Source organism: Acidovorax sp. GW835-FHT14B10, from assembly GCF_058793725.1.
Genome location: NZ_JBXAGC010000030.1, coordinates 36,053 through 57,396, shown reverse-complemented (window position 1 = coordinate 57,396; position 21,344 = coordinate 36,053). Strand labels below are relative to the sequence as shown.

Genomic DNA, 21,344 nt, shown 5'->3' with positions numbered 1-21,344 from the left:
GTTGTGCCCGTCATCCGCGACGCCGACCAGAAGGGCATCGTGCAGATCAGCCAGGAGATGGGCGAGCTGGCCAAGAAAGCGCGCGACGGCAAGCTCGGTCCGGCCGACATGACCGGCGGGTGTTTCTCCATCAGCTCGCTGGGCGGCATTGGCGGGCGCTACTTCACGCCCATCATCAACGCACCTGAAGTCGCCATCATGGGCGTGTGCAAGAGCAGCCTGGAGCCCCAATGGGACGGCCAGCAGTTTGCCCCGCGCCTGATGCTGCCGCTCTCCCTGAGCTGGGACCACCGCGTGATCGACGGCGCCAGCGCCGCACGCTTCAACGTGTACTTTGCCTCGCTGCTGGCGGACTTCCGCCGCATCGTGATGTAACGCGAGGGCAACACCCATGGCAATCATCGACATCAAGGTGCCAGACATCGGCGACTTCGCCGAAGTGGCCATCATCGAAGTGCTGGTCCAGCCCGGCGACACCATCAAGGCCGAGCAAAGCCTGATCACCGTGGAGTCCGACAAGGCCTCGATGGAGATCCCCTCCAGCCACGCTGGGGTGGTGAAGGAGCTGAAAGTGAAGCTGGGCGACAAGATCGCCGAAGGCTCGGTGGTGCTGACACTGGAGGTCGCGAGCGCAGGTGCTGCGGCCCCGGCAGTCGCACCGGCCCCTGCGGCCCCCGTGGCGGCAGCAGCTGAACAAAAAACGAATCCAGCGCCCATCCCACAAGCGCCAGCAGCGATCAACCCAGTGGCGTCCAGCTTGGTGGGTACCGCCGATCTGGAATGTGACGTGCTCGTGCTCGGCGGCGGCCCTGGCGGTTACAGCGCCGCCTTCCGCGCAGCCGATCTGGGCCTGAAGGTGGTGCTGGTCGAACGCTACGCCCAATTGGGCGGCGTGTGCCTGAACGTGGGCTGCATCCCCTCCAAGGCGCTGCTGCATGTGGCCGCCGTGATGGACGAGGTATCGCACCTGTCCGCGGCGGGCATCGACTTTGGCGCTCCCACGGTCAATGTGGACACGCTGCGCGGCCACAAAGAGAAAGTCATAGCCAAGCTCACCGGCGGCCTGGCCGCCATGGCCAAGATGCGCAAGGTGACCACCGTGCGCGGCTATGGAGCCTTTGTAGGTGCCAACCACCTTGAAGTGGAAGAAACCTCCGGCACCGGCCAGGAGAAGACGGGCACCAAGAAGGTCATCGCCTTCCAGAAAGCCATCATTGCCGCCGGCAGCCAGGCCGTGCGCCTGCCCTTCATGCCCGACGACCCGCGCGTGGTCGATTCCACCGGCGCCCTGGCGCTCAAGGAAGTTCCCAAGCGCATGCTCATCCTCGGCGGCGGCATCATCGGCCTGGAAATGGGCACTGTGTACAGCACTCTGGGCGCGCGCCTGGATGTGGTCGAGATGATGGACGGCCTGATGCAGGGCGCCGACCGCGACCTCGTCAAGATCTGGCAGAAGATGAACGCCAAGCGCTTCGACAACATCATGCTCAAGACCAAGACGGTGGGCGCCAAGGCCATACCCGAAGGCATCGAGGTGACGTTCGCCCCAGCGGAAGAGGGCGGCACCGCGCCAGCACCCCAGGTGTACGACCTGGTGCTGCAGGCCGTGGGCCGCACGCCCAACGGCAAGAAGATCGCCGCCGACAAGGCGGGGGTTGCCGTCACCGACCGCGGCTTCATCAACGTCGACATCCAGATGCGCACCAACGTGCCGCACATCTTCGCCATCGGCGACATCGTGGGCCAGCCCATGCTGGCGCACAAGGCGGTGCACGAGGCGCATGTGGCGGCCGAGGTGATCGCCGGTGAACTGCAGGGCAACAAGGAGTTGGCATCGAGCGCCTTCAACGCCCGCGTGATCCCGTCCGTTGCCTACACCGACCCCGAAGTGGCTTGGGTGGGCCTCACCGAAGACCAGGCCAAGGCCCAGGGCATCAAGGTCAAGAAAGGCCTGTTCCCCTGGACGGCCTCCGGCCGCGCCATCGCCAATGGCCGCGATGAAGGCGTGACCAAGCTGCTGTTCGACGACTCGCCCGAGGCCCATGGCCACGGCCGGATCTTGGGTGGCGGCATCGTCGGCACGCACGCGGGCGACATGATCGGCGAGATCGCGCTGGCCATCGAAATGGGTGCCGACGCGGTGGACATCGGCAAGACCATCCATCCACACCCCACGCTGGGCGAAAGCATCGGCATGGCGGCGGAGATTGCGCACGGCAGTTGCACCGACGTGCCACCAGCGCGCAAGTAACGCGCATTACGGCAGGAGCCCGGTAACAGATTCTGGAGAAATGCCATGGCAGTCAAGAAGTTCCCCAAGGCCCCCGCCCACCCCGAGCGGGTGTGCTGGGGCTGCGACCTGTACTGCCCCGCCAAGGACATGCGCTGCGGTAACGGCTCGGACCGCACGCAGCACCCTGCGGAGCTGTTTGGAGACGACTGGGACCAGTGGGGCCTGGGGGCTGACGCGGAACCGGTAGCGCCAGCCACGGGGGAAAGCACCCCTCCCCGGTCCTGACTGCGGAAACGGTTGCTGTTACCAGGCTGCTTTGAGGCGCTATTAAAATAGCAGCTACAAGCGGTTGAAAATACAGCGCTTCTGACAGTTCAAGAGATTTCTGAGCGCGGATGGGGCTTGTCCGCATCACGCGGCCACTCCGCTCTCCGCTCCCTTTTCCGCGTGGAACCACGCGCCCATTGGACCCCATGCAAGCCCTGCTCGACGCCATCGCCCAGATGCAGCTCCCCACCGACGCCCAGCGCATCTTCCATGGCCGGGGTGGCATGCACCCCGGCTGCGAGCAGTGGACGCTGGATGCCTATCCGCCCGTGTTCGTGCTCACCAGTTTCTTGCCGGCGGGCGATGAGACCGAGGCGCAGCTGCTTGCCATCGGCACTGCGCTGGCCCGGCGCTGGGAGGTGCTGGCGCCCGGTCTGCCGCTGAACTGGGTGTTCCAGTGCCGCAATGAGGCGCTGCGCACCCAGGGCCGCACCGAAACGCGGTTGATGGCCGGCGGCGTGCCAGAGCCGCATGCCGTGACCGAGCAGGGCAGCCAATTCAAGGTGCATGTGCTGCGCGGCCAGAACCACGGCCTGTTTCTCGACATGGCCGAGGGCCGCCGCTGGGTGCGCGACTACGCCGCCGCGCGCAGCGCCGACCGCTATGGCCTCAAGGTGCTCAACCTGTTTGCCTACACCTGCGCGTTTTCGGTGGTGGCATTGCAGGCGGGGGCCAAGAATGTGGTCAACGTGGACATGGGTCACGGCGCCATCGCCATCGGGCAGCAGAACCACCAGCTCAACGGCATCAGCACGGGCGCGAGCTTTCTGGCGCACGACATTTTCAGCAGCTGGGGCAAGATCACCCGCAGCGGACCCTATGGCCTGGTGATCGTGGACCCGCCCAGCTACCAGAAGGGCAGCTTCGTGGCCACCAAGGACTACGCCCGCCTGATGCGCCGCCTGCCCGACCTGCTGGCGCCGGGCGGCCACGTGCTGCTGTGCCTGAACGCGCCCGAGTTGGGGGTGGATTTCTTGCGCGATCAGATGCGTGCGCTGGCGCCAGAGCTGGTGTTGGTGGAACGCGTGGCCAACCCGGCGGTGTTTGCGGATGTGGACGAGGACAGGGCGCTGAAAGTGCTGGTGTACACGCTGCCGGAGCTGACGGGCTCCACCGCACCGCCTCCGCAGCCGCCCACTTGACCTGCGGGCGCGGTGTGCGGGTATCGCCGGGCTGCGTCAGGCCAGCAACCGTTCGGTAATCTCGCGCCACTCTTCGGGCTCCACCGGCGTGATGGACAGGCGGCTGCCTTTTTGCAGCACGCGCATGCCTGCCAGCACCGGCGCGCCGCGCAGATCCGCCAGGCTGACGAGGCGCGTCTTGCGCAGTGCCTGCACGTCCAGTAGCAGCCAGCGGGGCTTGTCCGCCAAGGATTTGGGGTCGTAATACGGCGATGCCGGGTCGAACTGCGTGGGGTCAGGCCGCGTGCCGCTGGCTACGCGCGCAATGCCGGCGATGCCGGGCTCGGGGCAACTGGAGTGGTAGAACAGCACGCCGTCACCCACCTGCATCCCGTCGCGCATGAAGTTGCGGGCCTGGTAGTTGCGCACGCCGGTCCACGGCACGGTGGCATGGGGCGCGGCCAGGGCGTCGTCGATGGAGCATTCGTCGGGCTCGGATTTCATCAGCCAGTAGCGCAGGGAGCGGGCTGGAGCGATGGGCGGTGCGGTCATGGCGCCATTGTGGCAAATGCGATGGTGGGCTGGCTCTTGTGCGGGTGGTGTGCCGGGTGTTCTATTCGCTTCATATTTGATAGCTATTGGCGCATTCCCATCGTACGCTAAGGGCCAAAATCATTCAAATCCTGGGGCTGCATGGGCCGGGGCCGCCGTTGGCCCGTGCCGCCCCAGCGCTGAGTGTCTTCGCCCGGTATCCCCAGCGGGTTGTTGGCGGGCTCGGTCAACGGGGCCAGCAGGGCGTGCAGGTCGATTTCGCTGAATTTGACCGCACCCTCGGCGTCGTGGCCCAGCACACCCTGGGCCAGCGCCGCCTTGCGGGCCTGCAGTTCCAGCATGCGTTCTTCGATGCTGCCTTGCACCACCAGCTGGTAGACAAACACGGGCTGGTTTTGCCCGATGCGGTGGGCGCGGGCGGTGGCCTGTTCTACCACGGCGGGGTTCCACCAGGGTTCGAGGTGGATCACGGTATCCGCCGCCGTGAGGTTCAGGCCCACGCCGCCGGCCTTGAGGCTGGCAAGCAGGATGGGGGCGCTGGTATCGTCCTGCGCCTGAAAGCGCTTGACGACCGCGCCCCGCTGGCGTGGCGGTGTCTGGCCGGTGAGGGTGAGGTGGGGCAGGGCCAGGGTGTCGAGCAACTCGGCCGCCAGCGCCAGCATTGCGGTGAACTGCGAGAACACCAGCACGCGGCGCCCTTCATCGACCAGGGCGGGCAGCAGGTCGGCCAGCAGCTCCAGCTTGGCGCGTTCGGTGCCGGGGTGGACTTTCGCTCCCTTCACCAGGTGGGGATCGCAGCAGACCTGGCGCAGCTTGAGCAAGGCGTCCAGAATGGTGATCTGCGCGCCTTCGAAGCGCTGTCGCTCCAGTACGCGGCGCACCTGCTGGTCGGCCGTGGTGCGTACGGCCTCGTACAGCTCGCGCTGCTGGCCTTGCAGCTGCACGCGCAGCACGGTCTCGGTGCGCGGGGGCAGTTCGGTGGCCACGTCCTGCTTGCGGCGGCGCAGGATGAAAGGTCGCACGCGCTGTGCCAGCAGCTGGGCGCGCAGGGTTTCGCCGTTTTCCTCGATGGGTTTACGCCAGCGGGCGGTGAAGCTGCGCACATCGCCCAGAAAACCCGGCATCAGGAAGTCGAACTGGGCCCACAGCTCGCCCAGGTGGTTTTCGAGCGGCGTGCCCGTCAGGCACAGCAGGTGCGGCGCCTGCAGTTGGCGCAGGGCGCGGGCGCTGCGGCTGCCGGCGTTTTTCACCATCTGCGCCTCGTCCAGAATCAGCAGGTGAAACGGCTGCTCGGCCAGGGCGTCCACATCGCGCCACAGCAGCGGGTAGGTGGTCAGCACCAGGTCGTGGTCGGCGATGTGCAGGTAGCGTTTGCCACGGTCTGCGCCATGCAGGGCCAGCACCCGCAGGCCCGGCGCCATGCGCGCGGCCTCGGCCTGCCAGTTGAAGAGCAGCGAGGTGGGCAGCACGACCAGCGCCGGGCGGGTAAGGCGCCCGGCTACCTTTTCGGTCAGCACATGGGCCAGGGCCTGCGCGGTCTTGCCCAGGCCCATGTCGTCGGCCAGGATGCCGCCCAGGCCTTGGGCGCGCAGGTACTGCAGCCAGGCCAGGCCTTCGAGCTGGTAGGGGCGCAGCTGCACCTGCAGGCCCTGCGGCGCCGCCACCGGCTGGGGCGTGCCGATGGCGCGCAGGCGCTTTGCGAGCTGCGCCAGGCCCGCGTCGCCCTGCAGCTGCCAGTCGTTGTTCCAGCCATTGACCGTGCCCACGCGGTGGGCCTGCACCAGCCCGGCACGCAGCGCTTCGATGCGGCGGGCCTCCCACGCCCCCAGGCGCAGCGGGTCACCGTCCTTGCGCTGGTTGCGGGTCGGGTCGGTCAGCAGGTCCACCATCGCCCCCACGATGGCTTTGAGCGGCCCGGCGGGCGCGTCGATGCGTTTGCCGCCGGGTGCGCGCAGCGAGATGATGGCGATGTCGTCGATGGCCGCCATCTGCCGGGCGTTGAGCCAGAGGGCGTCGCGGCGCAGCAGGTCGGCCAGCAGGGGGGCCAGGTCCAGCGCCTCGCCATCGATCTCGATGCCCAGGCTGAGCAGCCAGGCGCCGTCGCGCTCGGGCAGCATGGGCTTTTGCACGGAGCGCTGGCGTTCGCTCAGCGGACCATCCACCTCCTTGTCCAGCAGTTCGCCGGTGTCGGGGGCAATCCGCAGCTTCCAGCGCTGCACGGGCACGCTTTCGTGCGCAAAGCCGGGGAGCACCACCACGCTCCAGCCTTCGGCGCGCAGCGGGGGGATCTGCTCGGTCCAGAAGTCGCCAAAGTGTGCCTCCTGCGCCAGCGTCCACACGGGGCCGAGGCTGCTTGCGGCAGCGCGGTGGCGCCACTGCAGCTTGCGCGCATCGACGGGGATCAGGCCCAGTTCCCACACGCGGTCCATGGCATCGGCCTCGGCGGCCAGGTTGCGCTGCAGGCGCACCACGGGGCCGCCGGTGTCGTAAAGCGCTTCTTCCAGCGCCGGGCGGCTGTTGAGCACGGTGGTGGGTGCTGGTGTCTGCCAGGCGGCACCACTGGGGGTGCGGTAGGTCCAGTCAATGCGTGCAAGGGTGACGCTGCCGCTGCGCGGGCCGAGCTTTCCGTGCGGCTGCAGGCCCAGCAGGCCGTCGCCCCGGCCCAGGGTCTGCAGCGTCAGCCGGGGGCGAAACTGGCCCGGCTCTGCCGCGGCTGTCTGCGCTGGCTCGGCGGGGCGGGCCGGGGGCAAGGCGGCGCCGTCCTGGCGGAGCAAGGCCATGACGCGGGCCGCGTCCGCATCGGCCAGCGGCGGGAGCCGCTGCAGCGCTGCCGGATCGGCGTGGCTGCGCAGGGCCTCCAGCCACATTGCCACCCCCTGCTCACGCAACGCAGGTGTCGGGCGCTTGGGGGAGGGGGCCTTGTCGCCAGCGGAAGCCATGGGCCGCAATTTTGCCTCGGAAGAGGGCGGCTACAGCAAAAGGGGCGCTGGCTGGTGGCGTGGCGCGCGTGGTGCACGCCCGGATGGGGTTGAGAAATAGGATGAAAACCGCTGTTTACCTTTATTGCAGCTGCGCAAGCAGCTACTTTTTCAGGCGCAATCAGCGCGGTGCCGGCAACCTCAACTGGGCCTGTTGCACCACCTGCACGCAATCGCGCAGGTGCTGCTCCCCCAGGTAGCGCAAGGTGGTGTAGCCCACGGCGGCGGCCACCGCCTGGCCTGCCAGCGGCACATACTTGGCCAGCTGCTTTGTCGTGAGGCGCAGTCCCACCGCGCGGGCGGCGCGCAGCACCAGTTCCTTGGTGATGAATTTGCCGATCAGCACGGACCCGACCAGGGTCACCGCTTTTTGCACCTGCTCGCGTTTGTGCGGGTCGAGTTGGTCGAGTTGCGCAGGCGTGAGCCCAAACTGGGCATTGATTTGCGGCAGCAGCCGCGAGAGCAGGGCGGCATCCACCGCCCAGTCCAGCCCTGGCACCGGCACCGTGCTGGCCGCCGCTGCCACCAGGGCGCGGCGGTGCAGCAGGCGGCGGCTGCGCTGTACGGCCGCTGCCAGTTCGGGGTTGCCTGCGGCCATTTGCCGGGCGCTTGCCATGGGCCTGCCTGCAATCAGGTCTTGCCTTTGACCAGCCCGTAGATCACCAGCAACACCACCGCGCCCACCACCGAGGCAATCCAGCCTGCAGCGGCGCCTTGCTGGTACCAGCCCATGGCCGTCCCCACGTAACTGGCGAGAAACGAGCCGGCCACGCCCAGCAAGGCGGTCATGATCCAGCCGAGCTTGTCGTCGCCCGGCTTGACCGCCCGCGCGATGAAGCCAACGACGAGTCCGATAATGAGGGTTCCGAGGATTGAAAGCATGGAGGCACCTGGTAGCAAAGATGGGTGCCAATGTAAGCCAAATGACCCTGGTGCGTGTGTCAGACAGGGCCTTGTGTTGGCGCCATGGCGAGAAGCGTCCAGGGCAGGCAAGGCCCACGCGTGTGGGCGTTGTCCGACACCCGGGCGCGCTCGGTACTTGCGCCTTGCCTGGGAGCCAGCCTATGGCGGCGTCTGTGCCCCGCTTCTAAATTGACCTCTTCGTTCAGATGAACTCGAAAGGAAATCGTATGAAGAACTATTCGGCATCTGGCCTGTTGGCCGCGGCGGCCTGGGTGGTTGCAGGCACTATGTCGGTATCGGCCTTTGCGCAGGGTGGCGCAGAGGCATCGCTGATGCGGGGTGCTGTGCCCGACACCACGGCCCAGCAGCGCTACCAGTCGGCCATCCGCGAAGCCGGTGGCGGGTTGAAGATCAGTCTGGAGGAATGCAAGGCCATGCCCCAAGGCAAGGAACGCAAGGGTTGTGAAGCCGAGGCACGGTCGCGTTACCAGCAGGACATGGCCGACGCCCGTGCCATGCGCAGCAACCCCGACAAGGGACCTGTCAATATCACGGGTGGACCCATTCGAAGCACTGAAACGATCACTGTGATCAAACCCTGACCAGGGATGAGCGCCGCAGGCTTGCAGCGCCGCAACGCTCAGGGCTGGGCTTTGGCTTCCGCGGTGACCCGGCGGGCCCCGTCGAAACGGCGCTGCCAGTAGGACTGGCGCATGTCTTCGATCCGCACTTCACTGCCGGTGCGGGGCGAGTGGATGAACTTGCCGTCGCCCACATAGATACCCACGTGGCTGAAGGCGCGGCGCATGGTGTTGAAGAACACCAGATCGCCGGGCTGCAGTTCCTTTTTGTCGATCACCTGGGTGCTGGCAGCTTGCTCATCGGCCCTGCGGGGCAGGATCTTGCCCACGGTTTTCTCGTAGACGGCGAGCACGAAGCCGCTGCAGTCAAAGCCGGTTGCCGCACTGGTGCCACCGCGGCGGTAGGGCACGCCAATGAATCCCATGGCGTTGCTGAGCAGGTCTGCGGTGCGGTCGGCGACCACATGGGCTTTGTCTGCGACGGAATGGCGCACGTCATCGAGCTGGGTCAGCAGGCCTTTATCGGCCAGAAAACGCTCGATATCTTCGGGGGATGCCGCTGCAGGGGCAGCTTGGGCGGCAGAGGCAAAGGTGAGGAGTAAGGCGATGAACCAACGGGACATGGGCGCGAAGGGTAACACGCTTTTCTTACAGGCCCGGAATCGGGTGCTCTGCGCAAGTTGTTGATTTGAATCGTTTTCCCGTTTCGGCGGCGGCATTTACGGTGTAGGCTGCTGCCCATGCACATCGAGACCAGCGAACCCGGGGACATGCCTGCTGTACCCGTTTCCACCCAGATTCCAGCCCAACTCGCCTTGCGCCGCGTAGCCATCGACACCTGGCACGAAAACGTTGCCTACCTGCACCGCGATTGCGCGGTGTACCGGGCCGAGGGCTTTCAGGCGCTGTCCAAGATCGAGGTGCGCGCCAATGGCCGCCACATCCTGGCCACCGTGAACGTGGTGGACGACACCGCCATCGTGGGCTGCCATGAGCTGGGCCTGTCAGAAGACGCCTTTGCACAGCTAGATGTGCAAAACGGCCACACCGTGTCGGTCACGCAGGCCGAGCCGCCCGAGTCCATGGGGGCGCTGTTTCGCAAGATTTCTGGCGAGCGCCTGACGCGGGCGGATTACGCGGCCATCGTGCGCGACATTGCGGGCCACCACTATTCCAAGATCGAGCTGACGGCCTTTGTCGTGGCCTGCCACCGCGATGAGCTCGACCGCGAAGAGGTGTTCTTCCTGACCGACGCCATGGTGGCCAGCGGCCGGCGGCTCGACTGGCACGAGCCGCTGGTGGTCGACAAGCACTGCATCGGCGGCATCCCAGGCAACCGCACGACCATGCTGGTGGTGCCCATCGTGGCGGCCCATGGCATGTTGTGTCCCAAGACATCGTCGCGCGCCATCACCTCGCCGGCCGGCACGGCCGACACCATGGAGGTGCTGGCCAAGGTGGAGCTGCCGTCCGAGCAGCTGGCCGACATCGTGCGCGACTACCGCGGCTGCCTGGCCTGGGGCGGCACGGCCAATCTTTCGCCGGCCGATGATGTGCTGATTTCGGTGGAGCGCCCGCTGTCCATCGATTCGGCCGGGCAGATGGTGGCCTCCATCCTGTCCAAGAAGGTGGCCGCCGGCGCCACCCACCTGGTGCTCGATATTCCCATCGGCCCCACGGCCAAGGTGCGCTCCATGCCCGAGGCCCAGCGCTTGCGCCGCCTGTTTGAATATGTGGCGCGGCGCATGGGCCTGTCGCTGGACGTGGTCATCACCGACGGCCGCCAGCCCGTGGGCAACGGCATCGGCCCGGTGCTGGAGGCGCGCGACGTGATGCGTGTGCTGCAAAACGACCCCGATGCGCCCAACGACCTGCGGCAGAAATCCTTGCGGCTGGCGGGCCGCCTGATCGAATGCGACCCCGACGTGCGCGGTGGCGACGGCTACGCGATTGCGCGCGACATTCTCGATTCGGGCCGGGCCCTGCGGCGCATGGAAGAGATCATCGCTGCGCAGGGCAGCAAGGGGTTCGATTACCTGCACCCGCAACTGGGGCCGCTGACCTTCGAGGTCTGCGCACCCGCCAGCGGTACCGTGGTGGGCATCGACAACTTCCAGATCGCCCGTGTGGCGCGGCTGGCGGGTGCGCCCAAGGTGCAGGGCGCGGGCGTGGACCTGGTGCACAAGCTGGGCGCCACGGTGGCGCAGGGCGATGTGCTGTACCGCGTGCACGCCAGCTACCCCGCCGACCTGCAGTTTGCCCGGCAGGCCAGCGCCCGCGACATTGGCTACCGCCTGGGCAGCGCCGACGCCGTGCCTCAGGTGTTTGTGGAGTTCTGACCGTGCTGGCTGACCCATTGCAGGCCTGCCTGCTGCATTTTGAGGACGAAACCGATGCCGCCGGGCGACTGGCCCAGGCTGCACAATTGCCCGTCAAGATGATCGAGCGCCACCGCTTCCCCGATGGCGAGCTCCAATTGCGGCTGCCGGTGGACGGGGCAGGGCACCTGCCGCCCCAGGTGGTGCTGCTGCGCAGCCTGCACGATCCCAACGAGAAACTGGTCGAGCTGCTGCTGGCGGCCCGCACCGCGCGCGCCCTGGGCGCCCGGCATATCACGCTGGTGGCGCCCTACATGGCCTACATGCGGCAGGACATTGCCTTTTCGCCCGGCGAAGCGGTCAGCCAGCAGGTGGTGGGCGGGTTTCTGGCCGGGCTGGTGGATGCCGTCATCACGGTCGATCCGCACCTGCACCGGGTGGCGACGCTGCAGGAGGCGATGGCCGTGCCCGATGCCATCGCGCTCAGTGGCGCCGAGCCGCTGTCCGACCTGATCGCCCAGCGGCGCCCGCACGCCTTGCTGGTCGGGCCCGATGGCGAGTCGGCCCAGTGGATAGCCCGGGCCGCCGCGCGCCATGGCTTGGACCACGCGGTCTGCACCAAGGTGCGCCACGGCGACCGGGATGTCACGATCGAGCTGCCACCCATCGCCGCCGCAGGGCGCGCCGTGGTGCTGCTCGACGATATGGCCAGCACCGGCCGCACCCTGGCGCTGGCCACCCGGCTGCTGCGGGCGGCAGGGGCGGCGTCGGTGGACGTGGCTGTCACCCATGCCCTGTTTGCCGGCGATGCCCTGCAGGCGCTGCACGACGCCGGGGTGGGCGAGGTCTGGAGCACCGACTGCATTCCCCATGCCAGCAACGCAGTGGCCATGGCCGAACCCCTGGCGCAGGCGCTCCGGTCGCTGCTGCAGCGCCGAGGTGGGCTGCGACAATCAGCACCTTTGCCGTGAACTGGCCCGTTTCTGAAGGACACCATGCTGCTCGACGCCTCTGAATCCCAACTCGTTCTGGTGGACTACCAGGAACGCCTGATGCCCGCCATCTTTGAAGGCCCCGCTGTGCTGGCCAATGCGCTGCGCCTGGCCCAGGTGGCCCGGCTCATGGAGGTGCCCGTATGGGGCACCGAGCAGAACCCCTCGCGCCTGGGCCCCAACGACGCCGCGCTGCGCGCCCTGTGCCAGAACACGCTGGCCAAGATGCACTTCAGCGCCGCGGAAGAAGGCCTGGGCGAATGGCTGCGTCCACCCGCCAAGCCCCAGCAGGGCGGCAATGCCCGCAGCCTGCCGCGTCACCTGCAAAAACCCGCCCAGCAGGCGCCCGAGCGTGGCACCATCGTCATCGCCGGCTGCGAGGCCCATGTCTGCCTGCTGCAGACCGCGCTGGACCTGATCGAGGACGAGTTCGAAGTGTGGGTGGTGACCGACGCCTGCAGCGCGCGCACCGAGCGCAACCGCGATGCCGCCTTCGACCGGCTGGCCGGTGCGGGTGCCGAGCTGGTGACCACCGAGATGGTGGCGTTTGAGTGGCTGCGCAGCTGCGAAAACCCGGTGTTCAAGGACGTTCTGGCGCTGGTGAAATAGGGCGGCTGATCATTTAACCTCTTCTCGGCCTCCTGCGCCCATACAGAAGGCGCTGCTAGCTATTAAATAAATAGCGTATTGATTTCGTTTGTGCGTCAGCTTCCCGCAAGCCCGTCATGAATAATTATGAATTCAAAACCTGCAGCCCCTGCAGGGCGAGAGATGCCGAGGAGACTCCCCATGCCCAGCTATGCCGACTTTTACCGCCAGTCCATCGACCAACGCGACACCTTCTGGGCCGAGCAGGCCCAACTGATTGACTGGCAGACGCCACCCCGGCAGGTCTGCGACTACAGCAACCCGCCGTTTGCGAAGTGGTTTGTCGGCGGCACCACCAACCTGTGCCACAACGCGATCGACCGCCACCTGAAAGACCGCGCCAGCCAGCCGGCGCTGGTGACCATCTCCACCGAAACCGACACCGAGCGCAGTTACAGCTTTGCCGAACTGCACACCGAAGTGCAGCGCATGGCCGCCGTGCTGCAGAGCCTGGGGGTGAAGAAGGGCGACCGCGTGCTCATCTACATGCCCATGATCGCCGAGGCCGCCTTTGCCATGCTGGCCTGCGTGCGCATCGGTGCGCTGCATTCGGTGGTGTTTGGCGGTTTTGCCTCGGGTTCTCTGGCTTCGCGCATCGAGGATGCCGAACCCGTGGCCATCGTCAGCGCCGATGCCGGCTCGCGCGGCGGCAAGAGCGTGCCCTACAAGCCGCTGCTGGATGAAGCGATCGCGCTGTCCAAACACAAGCCGGCCGCCGTGCTCATGGTGGACCGGGGCCTGGCACCCATGGCCATGCGCGCTGGCCGCGACCACGACTGGGCGGCGCTGCGCGCGCAGCACCTGAGCGCCACCGTGCCCTGCGAGTGGGTGGAATCCACCCACCCCAGCTACACGCTCTACACCAGCGGTACCACCGGCAAACCCAAGGGCGTGCAGCGCGACACCGGTGGCTACACCGTCGCGCTGGCCGCCAGCATGAAGCACATTTTCGATGCCCAGGCGGGCGAGGATGTTTTCACCGCCGGGCCGCCCCAAGGTGAAAACGCTGCCCCCTCCGGGGGCAGCGACCCGCGTGAGCGGGGGAGCGCGGGGGTCTTTTTCGCCACCAGCGACATCGGCTGGGTGGTGGGGCACAGCTACATCATCTACGGCCCGCTGATCGCCGGCATGACCACCATCATGTACGAGGGCCTGCCCACGCGGCCCGATGCGGGCGTGTGGTGGAGCATTGTCGAGAAATACAAGGTCACGCACATGTTCTCGGCCCCCACGGCGGTGCGCGTGCTAAAAAAGCACGACGCCTCGTGGCTCCAGAAATACGACGTCTCCACCCTCAAGGCCCTGTGGCTGGCCGGCGAGCCACTCGATGAGCCCACGGCCCAGTGGATCAGCGATGCGCTCTCGGTGCCCATCATCGACAACTACTGGCAAACGGAAACCGGCTGGCCCATCCTCACGCTGGCCAACGGCGTGGAGCAGCAGACCACCCGCTTTGGCAGCCCCGGCAAGGCCATGTATGGCTACAACGTCAAGCTGATCGATGAATCCAACGGCGTAGAACTGACGGCCCCCAACCAGAAGGGCGTGGTGGCCATCGAAGGCCCTCTGCCACCCGGTTGCATGCAGACGGTGTGGCGCGACGACGAGCGCTTCGTCAACACCTACTGGATGAGCATTCCCGGCCGCCTGATCTACAGCACGTTTGACTGGGGTATCCGCGATGCCGATGGCTACCACTTCATCCTGGGCCGCACCGACGACGTGATCAACGTGGCCGGCCACCGCCTGGGCACGCGCGAGATCGAGGAATCCATCTCGTCGCACCCCAATATCGCCGAAGTGGCCGTGGTGGGCGTGTCCGACAGCCTCAAGGGCCAGGTGGCCATGGCTTTTGCCGTGCCGCGCGATACCTCGGGTCTGGTGGACGATGCCGCGCGCCTGAAGCTCGAAGGCGAGGTGATGAAGCAGGTGGACAGCCAGCTTGGCGCCGTGGCCCGCCCCGCGCGCGTGTACTTCGTGACGGTGCTGCCCAAGACGCGCAGCGGCAAGCTGCTGCGCCGCGCCCTGCAGGCCGTGGCCGAACGCCGCGATCCGGGCGATCTGACCACGATGGACGATCCGGCTGCGCTGCAGCAGGTCAAAGACCTGGTGGGTAACTGATAGCGCTGATAGCGCGGCAGCCGGCTTACGCCCAGGCCTGCCGTGGCCTTGATTTTTTAAAAACCAATAGCTGCAAGCGTTTGATGGACAGGCGCTTCAGCCATTTTCATATCGAATATTCCTCGGCATGTTGCTGCCACTGCACGGGCGGCTTCCAGCGGCGGGCCCAGCCAATGAAGTCCTCCAGTGGCATGGGCCGGGCAATGCAGTAGCCCTGGGCCAGCGTGCAACCGTGCTGCAGCAGCAGCTGGCCCTGCTCGACGGTTTCCACCCCCTCGGCAATGACGCGGTGGCCGAAAGAGCGGGCCAGGCCGATCACGCCTTGCACGATGGCCAGGTCGCCGGGATCGCCCATCATGCCGTTGACAAAGCTCTGGTCGATCTTGAGCGTGTCCATGGGCAGGCGGCGCAGATAGGTGAGCGATGAATAGCCGGTGCCAAAATCATCCAGCGAGACCACCACGCCCAGCGCGCGCAGCCGGGCCAGTGTTCCGGTCACAGCGGGCAGATCATACAGCGCCGCGTTTTCGGTGATTTCCAGTTCCAGCAGGCTGGGTGCCACCCGGGGGTGGCGGGCCAGGCACTGCACCATCCAGGCCGAAAAATCGGGGTGTTGAAGATGCAGCGCCGAGATGTTGACGCTCACAGGCATATTCAGGCCCGCATCCAGCAAGCGCTCCAGCTGGGCCATTGCCGCTTCGACCACCCACTGGCCAAAAACGATTTCCAGCTCGGTCCCGTCCAGCAGCGGCAGAAAGGCACCTGGCGGCAGCAGGCCGCGCTCGGGATGCTGCCAGCGCGCCAGTGCCTCGGCACCCACCACCTGGCCCGTCTGCATGACCACCTTGGGCTGCAGAAACAGCACGAACTGCGCTTGCGCCAATGCCTCGCGCAGACGCAGGCCCTGTTCGTGCTGTTCGCGCTGGGCGCGTTCCTGGGCCGCGTCGAACTGGTGAAACCGGTTGCGCCCCGCCTGCTTGGCGGCATACATGGCCTGGTCCGCGTGGCGCAGCAGGGTGTCGGCGTCCGCATCGTCCGAGGGGAACATGGTGTAGCCGATGCTGACCGTCACGGCCACCCGCTCGGTATCGAGCGTGTAGGGCGAGGAAATGCTTTCCATCAGGCGTTGCAGCAAGCCTTCGCCATCGGTGTGCGAGGCCAGACCCGGCAGGAGGATCACGAATTCGTCACCGCCCAGTCGGGCCACGCAATCTTGCGGGCGCAGCGCACGCGCGAGCCGACCCGCCACCACCGCCAGCAATCGGTCGCCTGCGCCGTGGCCCAGGCGGTCGTTGACGGGCTTGAAGCCATCCAGGTCCAGGTAGGCCACCCCCAGCTGGGTGCCGTGGGCCCGGGCCTGGGCCATGCTGTTCTGCAGCCGGTGGGCCAGCAGAACGCGGTTAGGCAGGCCCGTCAGTGCGTCGTAATGGGCCAGCCTCTGCAGCAGCTCTTCCTGCTCGCGCTGTGGTGTGACGTCAATGGCCACGCCCAGCATGCGCGCGGGGGTGCCGGCGCCGTCGTGGCCGATGATCTTGCCCAGGTTACGGATCCAGCGGGTTGTCTGCTGGGGCAGCATCACTTTCCAGGTGGCATCGAACGGGGTGGCCGGGTGAGTGGCATGGCGCGCCACTTCCGCCGCAATGCCGGGTAGCGCATCGGCGGCCACCGCCGTCGTCCATTGCACGGCCGGCGCACCGGCCTCGTCGGAGGCCACGCCGCGCAGCTCACGCCAGCGCGCATCGCCGCTGACCATGCCGGTTTGCAGATCCCAGTCCCACAAGCCCAGCGCAGCGGCCGAGAGGGTGAGCGACAGCAGCGCCTCGCGTTCGCGCACCTGCTCTTCGCTGCGCTTGCGGTCGGTGATGTCCTGCAGCGCAAACAGCCAGCAAGCCTCGCCATCGAACTCCGTGGCAAGCATCGATTGCAGTGCAGTGTGCTCCTCACCAGTGCGCGTGCGCATCTTGACCTCGAAGGCGTTGATCTGGCCGGTCTGCCGGATCGCTTCCATCAGGCGGGCGCGTTCCTGCACCTGGAAAATACCCAGTTTGATGGCCGAGCTGCCCACCGCCTGCTCCCGCGTGAAGCCCAGCAATTGCTCCCACGCGGGGTTCACTTCCACATAGGCGCCGTCGCTTTGGCGCGTCATACCCATGGGGTAGGGCATGAGACGGAAGATGCGCGAGAACCGGTCTTCGGACTGGCGCAGCTGCTGTTCGGAGCGCTTGGCCGCATCGATGTCCTGCACCACACCGCGCATGCCGATGACCTTGCCGTCCTGCAGCACCGGCTCGCCACTGGCGCGCACCCAGGCCTGGCGGCCATCGGCACGGATGATTTTGTGCACCAGGCTCCAGTCGGCCTGGTGCACGAAGCAGTCGCGCATTTTGCTGCGCAGGGTCTCCTGCCAGGCGGGCACCACGAACTGCTGGATATAGTTCTTCGGCGGCGGGGTGCCGGGGGGCAGACCAAGGATTTCGCAGCAGATCTCCGACCAATATCCCGTGCCCTTGCCGCGCGTGTTCTCCCACGCGCCCAGGCGCGCCATGCGGCCGGCCTGCTGCAGCAGGTTGTTGAGCGCCCGCAGCCCATCGCTGGTGCGCTGCGCCTCTGTCATGTCGTGAAAGACAAACAGGAAACAGTTTTCACCGTCCACCACGATGGGCCGGGCCGACATCAGGCCCGGCACGCGCACACCCTGGCGCTGCGCCACCATGGGCAGGCGGTCCACCTTGCCTTCGCGCTGGTAGGTTTCCAGCATGCGCGCGCGCTCCTGGCTCGACGCCCAAATGTTGAGTTCGCCAGAAGTGCGCCCCACCACGGCGCTGCGCTCTGCCCCCAGCAGTTCGCAAAACGCCGGATTCACGTCGAGATAGCGCCCGTCCGATATCCGTGAGATGCCCGCAGGGTCGGGCAAGGTCTGGTAGATGGTGGTGTATCGGGCCTCCGATGCGCGCAGCGCATCTTCGACATCGTGCTGGGCCGTGACGTCCACGGCCATGCCCAGCAGGGTGAGAGGGTGGCCGGCTGCATCGCGTTCGCCCACCAGGCCCCGCGAGATGACCCAGCGCCAGCGGCCCGCCATGTCGAGAACACGGAACTCGGCTTCGTAGGTGTCCAGTTGCCCGCGCATGGCGCGCTCTATTTTGTCGGCAAGGCGTGCGGCATCGTCGGGGTGCCGCCGGGCGTGCCAGCGGTCCCAGGCATCGTCGGTGTCGATGGCATCCATGCCGAAGGCGGCATAGAAGCGGCCACGGCATGCCAGCTTCTGGTGCGGGATGTCCCATTCCCAGTGCCCGCCGCCCAGGGCCTCCAACGCCAGGCGCATCTGCTGTTCGCGCTGGCGCAGGTGCTGGGTGGCCTGCTGCAAGGTGGCAAGGCTGTCGTGGGGGACTGGCGCAAGGTCCATGCGCCGAGTTTAGGTCCGTTTCGCGGCCTGCGCGGCGGTGCTTGGGGTCCCGATCAGGCCGGTGGACAACATGGTTCCGCACACGATGACCAGCCCGCAACCGATCATCCAGGGCGTGATGGCCTCGTGCAGAAACACCGCGCCATACACCAGGGCAAACACCGGCGCCAGAAACGTCACGGCCAGCGCGCGGCTGGGGCCGGCGTGGGCGATCAGGCGAAAGTAGAGGATATAGGCAATGCCCGTGCAGAGGATGGCGATGGCCACGATGGCCACGATGGCCGCCCAGGCGCGCAGCCCCGGCATGGTGGCGGGCCAGAACCACAGCATGGGCACGAACAGACCCAGCGCCGCCCCGAGCTGGCTGCCCGTGGCCGCAGCCAGTGGCGGCACTCCTGCCAGGTAGCGCCGGGCAAAGCTGGCGGCAATGGCATAGCAGGTGGTGGCCCCCAGGCAGGCGGCAATGGCCCAGGGGGCGAAATCCGATGGGAGGCCCGCGCCCCCCGGTGCGCGCCATGCCAGCAGCGCCACGCCCACGAAACCGATGCCCAGGCCCAGCCAGCGCAGGCGGTTGATGCGGTCGCCCAGCCAGACCCAGGCGACCAAGGCGCCAAACAGCGGCACCGTGGCGTTGAGGATGGAGGCCAGCCCCGTGGTGATGTGCAGCACCGCCCAGGAATACAGGGCGAACGGGATGGCTGAATTCACCACGCCCGACAGCAGCACCGGCTTCCAGTGCCGGCGCAGCTGCGGCCACTGGCCCTGGTACAGCAGGAGGGGCCAGAGGAACACCGTGGCCAGCAGCACGCGCAGCCCGGCCGTGGGCAGCGGCCCGAATTCGGACGCCCCTAGCCGCATGAACAGAAACGATGCACCCCACAGGGCCGCCAGCAGCAGGAACTCGCCCAGCCAGGCCGACATGGGTTGGGTGGCCGGCACGCTCATGCCAGCGCCTGCGCCGGACGCAGCGCGGCGCCCTCCAGCTGCAGCAGCGCGCTCTTGCGATCCAGGCCGCCGGCGTAGCCCGTGAGGGCGCCGTCCTTGCCCAGCACCCGGTGGCAGGGCACCACCACGCTGACCGGGTTGCGCGCCACGGCGGCCCCCACGGCACGCACGGCATCCGGGCGGCCCAGCTGCTGGCTGAGCGCGCCATAGCTGGTGGTGTGGCCGCAACCGATGGACAGCAGCGCCTGCCACACGTCCCGCTGGAACGGCGTGCCGCCCGCCAGGTCGAGCGGCAGCTCGAACCGGGTGCGCTCGCCGCGCAGGTATTGCTGCAGTTGTTCGACGGCCGCCACCAGCACCGGGTGCTGTGGGTCTTGCGGCCAGGCACGGGGTCCGTCGAGTTGCGGGGGCAGATGGCGCTGGCCATCAAACCACAGGCCCGCCAGGCCCTGGGGCGAGGCGGCCAGCCGCACGGTGCCCAGGCGGGTGGCGGTGCGGGTCTGCACGGTGGAGGGGTGAAACTGCATGGCCATGATATTTTAGAGTGAAATTGCCTTGAAGTACCTATTAAATAAGCGCCTATAGCTATTTATTTAATAGCAGTTTGCACTGCTGCTACCTTGCTGGCGCGGGCGCTGCCACCCGCCGTCCAGGCACGCACCACGGCGTAGCTGCGCCAGGGTTGCCAGGCCCGCGAGGCTTGGGCGGCCGCGCGGGCCGGCTGGGGTTGGGCCTGCACGCCCATGGCCTTTTGCAAGGCCACGTCACCGGCCGGAAACGCATCGGGCCAGCGCAGCACGCGCATGGCGATGTACTGCGCCGTCCAGTCGCCAATGCCGGGCAGGGCGCACAGTGCCGCCGTGGTGGTGGCCACATCCGCGCCGCCCTGCAGCTGCAGCCGGCCCGCATCCACCGCCTGTGCCAGCGCCACGATGGCTGCCTGGCGCTGGCGCACGATGCCCAGCTGCCCCAGCGCCTCGCCGGGTGCCTGCGCCAGCACCGCAGGGGCGGGAAACAGCCGGGTGAGTTCGGGCCAGGGCGTGGCGATGGGCTCGCCAAAGCGCTCCACCAGCCGCTGCCCCAGCGTGCGCGCGGCCGCCACGGTGATCTGCTGGCCCAGCACGGCGCGCACGGCCAGCTCGAAGCCATCGAAGGCGCCCGGCACGCGCAAGCCATCGCCCTCGGGGAAAAAGGGGTGGAGCACGGCATTGATGGCCGCCGGGTCGGCGTCCAGGTCGAGCATGGCGCGCACACGGCGTATCACCTGCGGCAGCACGGGGTACAGGCTGTCGCTGGTCTGCACCAGCACCTGGTGGCGGGCGGGGTCGAAGCGTGCGTCCAGCCAACCGCAATGCGCCTCTTGCCCGGCAGCGCCCTGGCTTGGCAGGCGCACCGTGCGGCGCAGCACCGGGGTGGCGGCATCGCCCGCCCATTCCACGCCGTGGAACTGGCGGCGGGCAAAAAAATCCAGTAGGGCCGGTACATCCAGCGGCGGCCGGTAGGCCAGCCGCAGCGTGGCTCCAGCCACGCCTGCTGGCTCGCCCGCGGGCCGGACGCCGCCACGGCGCAACTGGGTCGGGCTCAGGCCATAGTGCCCGGCAAAGGCGGCATTGAAACGGCGCACGCTGGCAAAACCGCTGGCCAGGGCCACCTGGGTGACAGGCATGGGCGTGTCGGTCAGCAGCTGCTTGGCGGTCAGCAGCCGCCGCGTCTGCAGGTATTGCAGCGGCGACACCCCCAGGGCCGCCTCGAAGATGCGGCGCAGGTGCCGGTCGCTCACGCCCAGGCGGGCGGCCAGCCGCGCCACCGTGGCGCCGCGCTCATCGCCCGTGGACCAGGCCTCGGGGGCATCGAGCAGCCGCACGGCCTGCTGCACCAGAATGCCGCTGGCGTCCTGCACCGACCACACCAGCGCCTGCGGCGCCAGTTCGGGCCGGCAGCGCAGGCAGGGCCGAAAACCCGCGCCCTCGGCCTGCGCGGCCAGCGCGAAGAAGCGGCAGTTTTCGCGCCGGGGCGTGCGCACGGCACAGACCGGGCGGCAATAGATGCCGGTGGAGGTGACGCCGGTGAAAAACCGCCCGTCAAAGCGCGCATCCCGGGCCTGCAGGGCGCGGTAGCAGCCGTCATCGGCCGACAGGTCGATCGATGGATCGATCAGGGTGTCGGCCGGTGTGGCAGGGCGTGGTGCGGGCGAGGTCATGGGGGCCATGATAGGCCTG

Annotated in this window: 18 protein-coding genes; 9 read left to right on the top strand and 9 right to left on the bottom strand. The window is 67.6% G+C overall.

Annotated features, from left to right (window positions below; translation table 11 throughout):
- The 4 genes from AC1Q5S_RS18820 to AC1Q5S_RS18805 form a co-directional block, all read left to right on the top strand.
- A partial coding sequence (locus AC1Q5S_RS18820; RefSeq protein WP_492239232.1) for a 2-oxo acid dehydrogenase subunit E2 occupies window positions 1–375 on the top strand: 375 nt, incomplete at its 5' end.
- 16 nt (window positions 376–391) lie between these two features.
- Window positions 392–2,251: a dihydrolipoyl dehydrogenase gene (gene lpdA / locus AC1Q5S_RS18815; protein ID WP_492239231.1), complete on the top strand. Its 1,860-nt coding sequence runs from the start codon at window positions 392–394 to the stop codon at window positions 2,249–2,251.
- A 45-nt stretch (window positions 2,252–2,296) separates the two neighbouring features.
- Window positions 2,297–2,518, top strand: a complete 222-nt coding sequence (locus tag AC1Q5S_RS18810) for a DUF3079 domain-containing protein (protein ID WP_303837267.1) — start codon at window positions 2,297–2,299, stop codon at window positions 2,516–2,518.
- 188 nt (window positions 2,519–2,706) lie between these two features.
- The gene (locus AC1Q5S_RS18805; RefSeq protein WP_492239230.1) at window positions 2,707–3,702 is read left to right on the top strand and encodes a class I SAM-dependent methyltransferase; all 996 of its coding nucleotides are present in this window, start codon (window positions 2,707–2,709) and stop codon (window positions 3,700–3,702) included.
- A gap of 36 nt (window positions 3,703–3,738) precedes the next feature.
- Here AC1Q5S_RS18805 and AC1Q5S_RS18800 read toward each other — a convergent pair whose 3' ends face one another.
- From AC1Q5S_RS18800 to AC1Q5S_RS18785, 4 genes are all read right to left on the bottom strand, one after another.
- Entirely contained in the window at window positions 3,739–4,233 is a 495-nt protein-coding gene (locus AC1Q5S_RS18800; protein ID WP_492239229.1) for an EVE domain-containing protein, read from the bottom strand.
- Window positions 4,234–4,340: 107 nt separating this feature from the next.
- Complete coding sequence (locus tag AC1Q5S_RS18795; RefSeq protein WP_492239228.1) at window positions 4,341–7,172, bottom strand: DEAD/DEAH box helicase; 2,832 nt, start codon at window positions 7,170–7,172, stop codon at window positions 4,341–4,343.
- Between the two features lie 160 nt (window positions 7,173–7,332).
- Window positions 7,333–7,827, bottom strand: coding sequence for a hypothetical protein (locus tag AC1Q5S_RS18790; protein WP_303837261.1), 495 nt, complete (start codon window positions 7,825–7,827; stop codon window positions 7,333–7,335).
- Between the two features lie 14 nt (window positions 7,828–7,841).
- Window positions 7,842–8,093 carry a GlsB/YeaQ/YmgE family stress response membrane protein gene (locus tag AC1Q5S_RS18785; RefSeq protein WP_303837258.1) on the bottom strand — a complete coding sequence of 84 codons (252 nt, stop codon included), beginning with the start codon at window positions 8,091–8,093 and terminating at the stop codon, window positions 7,842–7,844.
- A 248-nt stretch (window positions 8,094–8,341) separates the two neighbouring features.
- On the opposite strand from AC1Q5S_RS18785, the gene AC1Q5S_RS18780 reads away from it, so the two are divergent.
- Window positions 8,342–8,716, top strand: coding sequence for a hypothetical protein (locus tag AC1Q5S_RS18780; RefSeq protein WP_303837256.1), 375 nt, complete (start codon window positions 8,342–8,344; stop codon window positions 8,714–8,716).
- Between the two features lie 38 nt (window positions 8,717–8,754).
- Here the strand turns inward: AC1Q5S_RS18780 and AC1Q5S_RS18775 are convergent, their stop codons facing one another.
- Window positions 8,755–9,318, bottom strand: a complete 564-nt coding sequence (locus AC1Q5S_RS18775) for a C40 family peptidase (protein ID WP_303837254.1) — start codon at window positions 9,316–9,318, stop codon at window positions 8,755–8,757.
- A gap of 147 nt (window positions 9,319–9,465) precedes the next feature.
- On the opposite strand from AC1Q5S_RS18775, the gene AC1Q5S_RS18770 reads away from it, so the two are divergent.
- The 4 genes from AC1Q5S_RS18770 to AC1Q5S_RS18755 all read left to right on the top strand — a co-directional run bounded on the left by AC1Q5S_RS18770 (window position 9,466) and on the right by AC1Q5S_RS18755 (window position 14,774).
- Window positions 9,466–11,034 carry a thymidine phosphorylase family protein gene (locus tag AC1Q5S_RS18770; RefSeq protein WP_303837271.1) on the top strand — a complete coding sequence of 523 codons (1,569 nt, stop codon included), beginning with the start codon at window positions 9,466–9,468 and terminating at the stop codon, window positions 11,032–11,034.
- 2 nt (window positions 11,035–11,036) lie between these two features.
- Window positions 11,037–11,984: a ribose-phosphate diphosphokinase gene (locus tag AC1Q5S_RS18765; protein ID WP_303837252.1), complete on the top strand. Its 948-nt coding sequence runs from the start codon at window positions 11,037–11,039 to the stop codon at window positions 11,982–11,984.
- A gap of 24 nt (window positions 11,985–12,008) precedes the next feature.
- Window positions 12,009–12,614 carry an isochorismatase family protein gene (locus AC1Q5S_RS18760; protein ID WP_303837250.1) on the top strand — a complete coding sequence of 202 codons (606 nt, stop codon included), beginning with the start codon at window positions 12,009–12,011 and terminating at the stop codon, window positions 12,612–12,614.
- 180 nt (window positions 12,615–12,794) lie between these two features.
- Window positions 12,795–14,774, top strand: coding sequence for a propionate--CoA ligase (locus tag AC1Q5S_RS18755; RefSeq protein ID WP_492239227.1), 1,980 nt, complete (start codon window positions 12,795–12,797; stop codon window positions 14,772–14,774).
- Between the two features lie 106 nt (window positions 14,775–14,880).
- Here the strand turns inward: AC1Q5S_RS18755 and AC1Q5S_RS18750 are convergent, their stop codons facing one another.
- From AC1Q5S_RS18750 to AC1Q5S_RS18735, 4 genes are all read right to left on the bottom strand, one after another.
- On the bottom strand, window positions 14,881–18,180 hold the full coding sequence (locus AC1Q5S_RS18750; RefSeq protein ID WP_492239226.1) for a sensor domain-containing protein: 3,300 nt from the start codon (window positions 18,178–18,180) through the stop codon (window positions 14,881–14,883).
- Between the two features lie 9 nt (window positions 18,181–18,189).
- Window positions 18,190–19,125 carry a DMT family transporter gene (locus AC1Q5S_RS18745; RefSeq protein ID WP_492239225.1) on the bottom strand — a complete coding sequence of 312 codons (936 nt, stop codon included), beginning with the start codon at window positions 19,123–19,125 and terminating at the stop codon, window positions 18,190–18,192.
- Window positions 19,122–19,652 (bottom strand): methylated-DNA--[protein]-cysteine S-methyltransferase, encoded by a 531-nt coding sequence (locus tag AC1Q5S_RS18740; RefSeq protein ID WP_492239224.1) that lies wholly within the window; start codon window positions 19,650–19,652, stop codon window positions 19,122–19,124. The genes AC1Q5S_RS18745 and AC1Q5S_RS18740 overlap by 4 nt, the downstream gene beginning before the upstream one ends.
- A gap of 62 nt (window positions 19,653–19,714) precedes the next feature.
- On the bottom strand, window positions 19,715–21,325 hold the full coding sequence (locus tag AC1Q5S_RS18735) for a DNA-3-methyladenine glycosylase 2 family protein (RefSeq protein WP_492239233.1): 1,611 nt from the start codon (window positions 21,323–21,325) through the stop codon (window positions 19,715–19,717).
- Window positions 21,326–21,344: the final 19 nt, after the last annotated feature.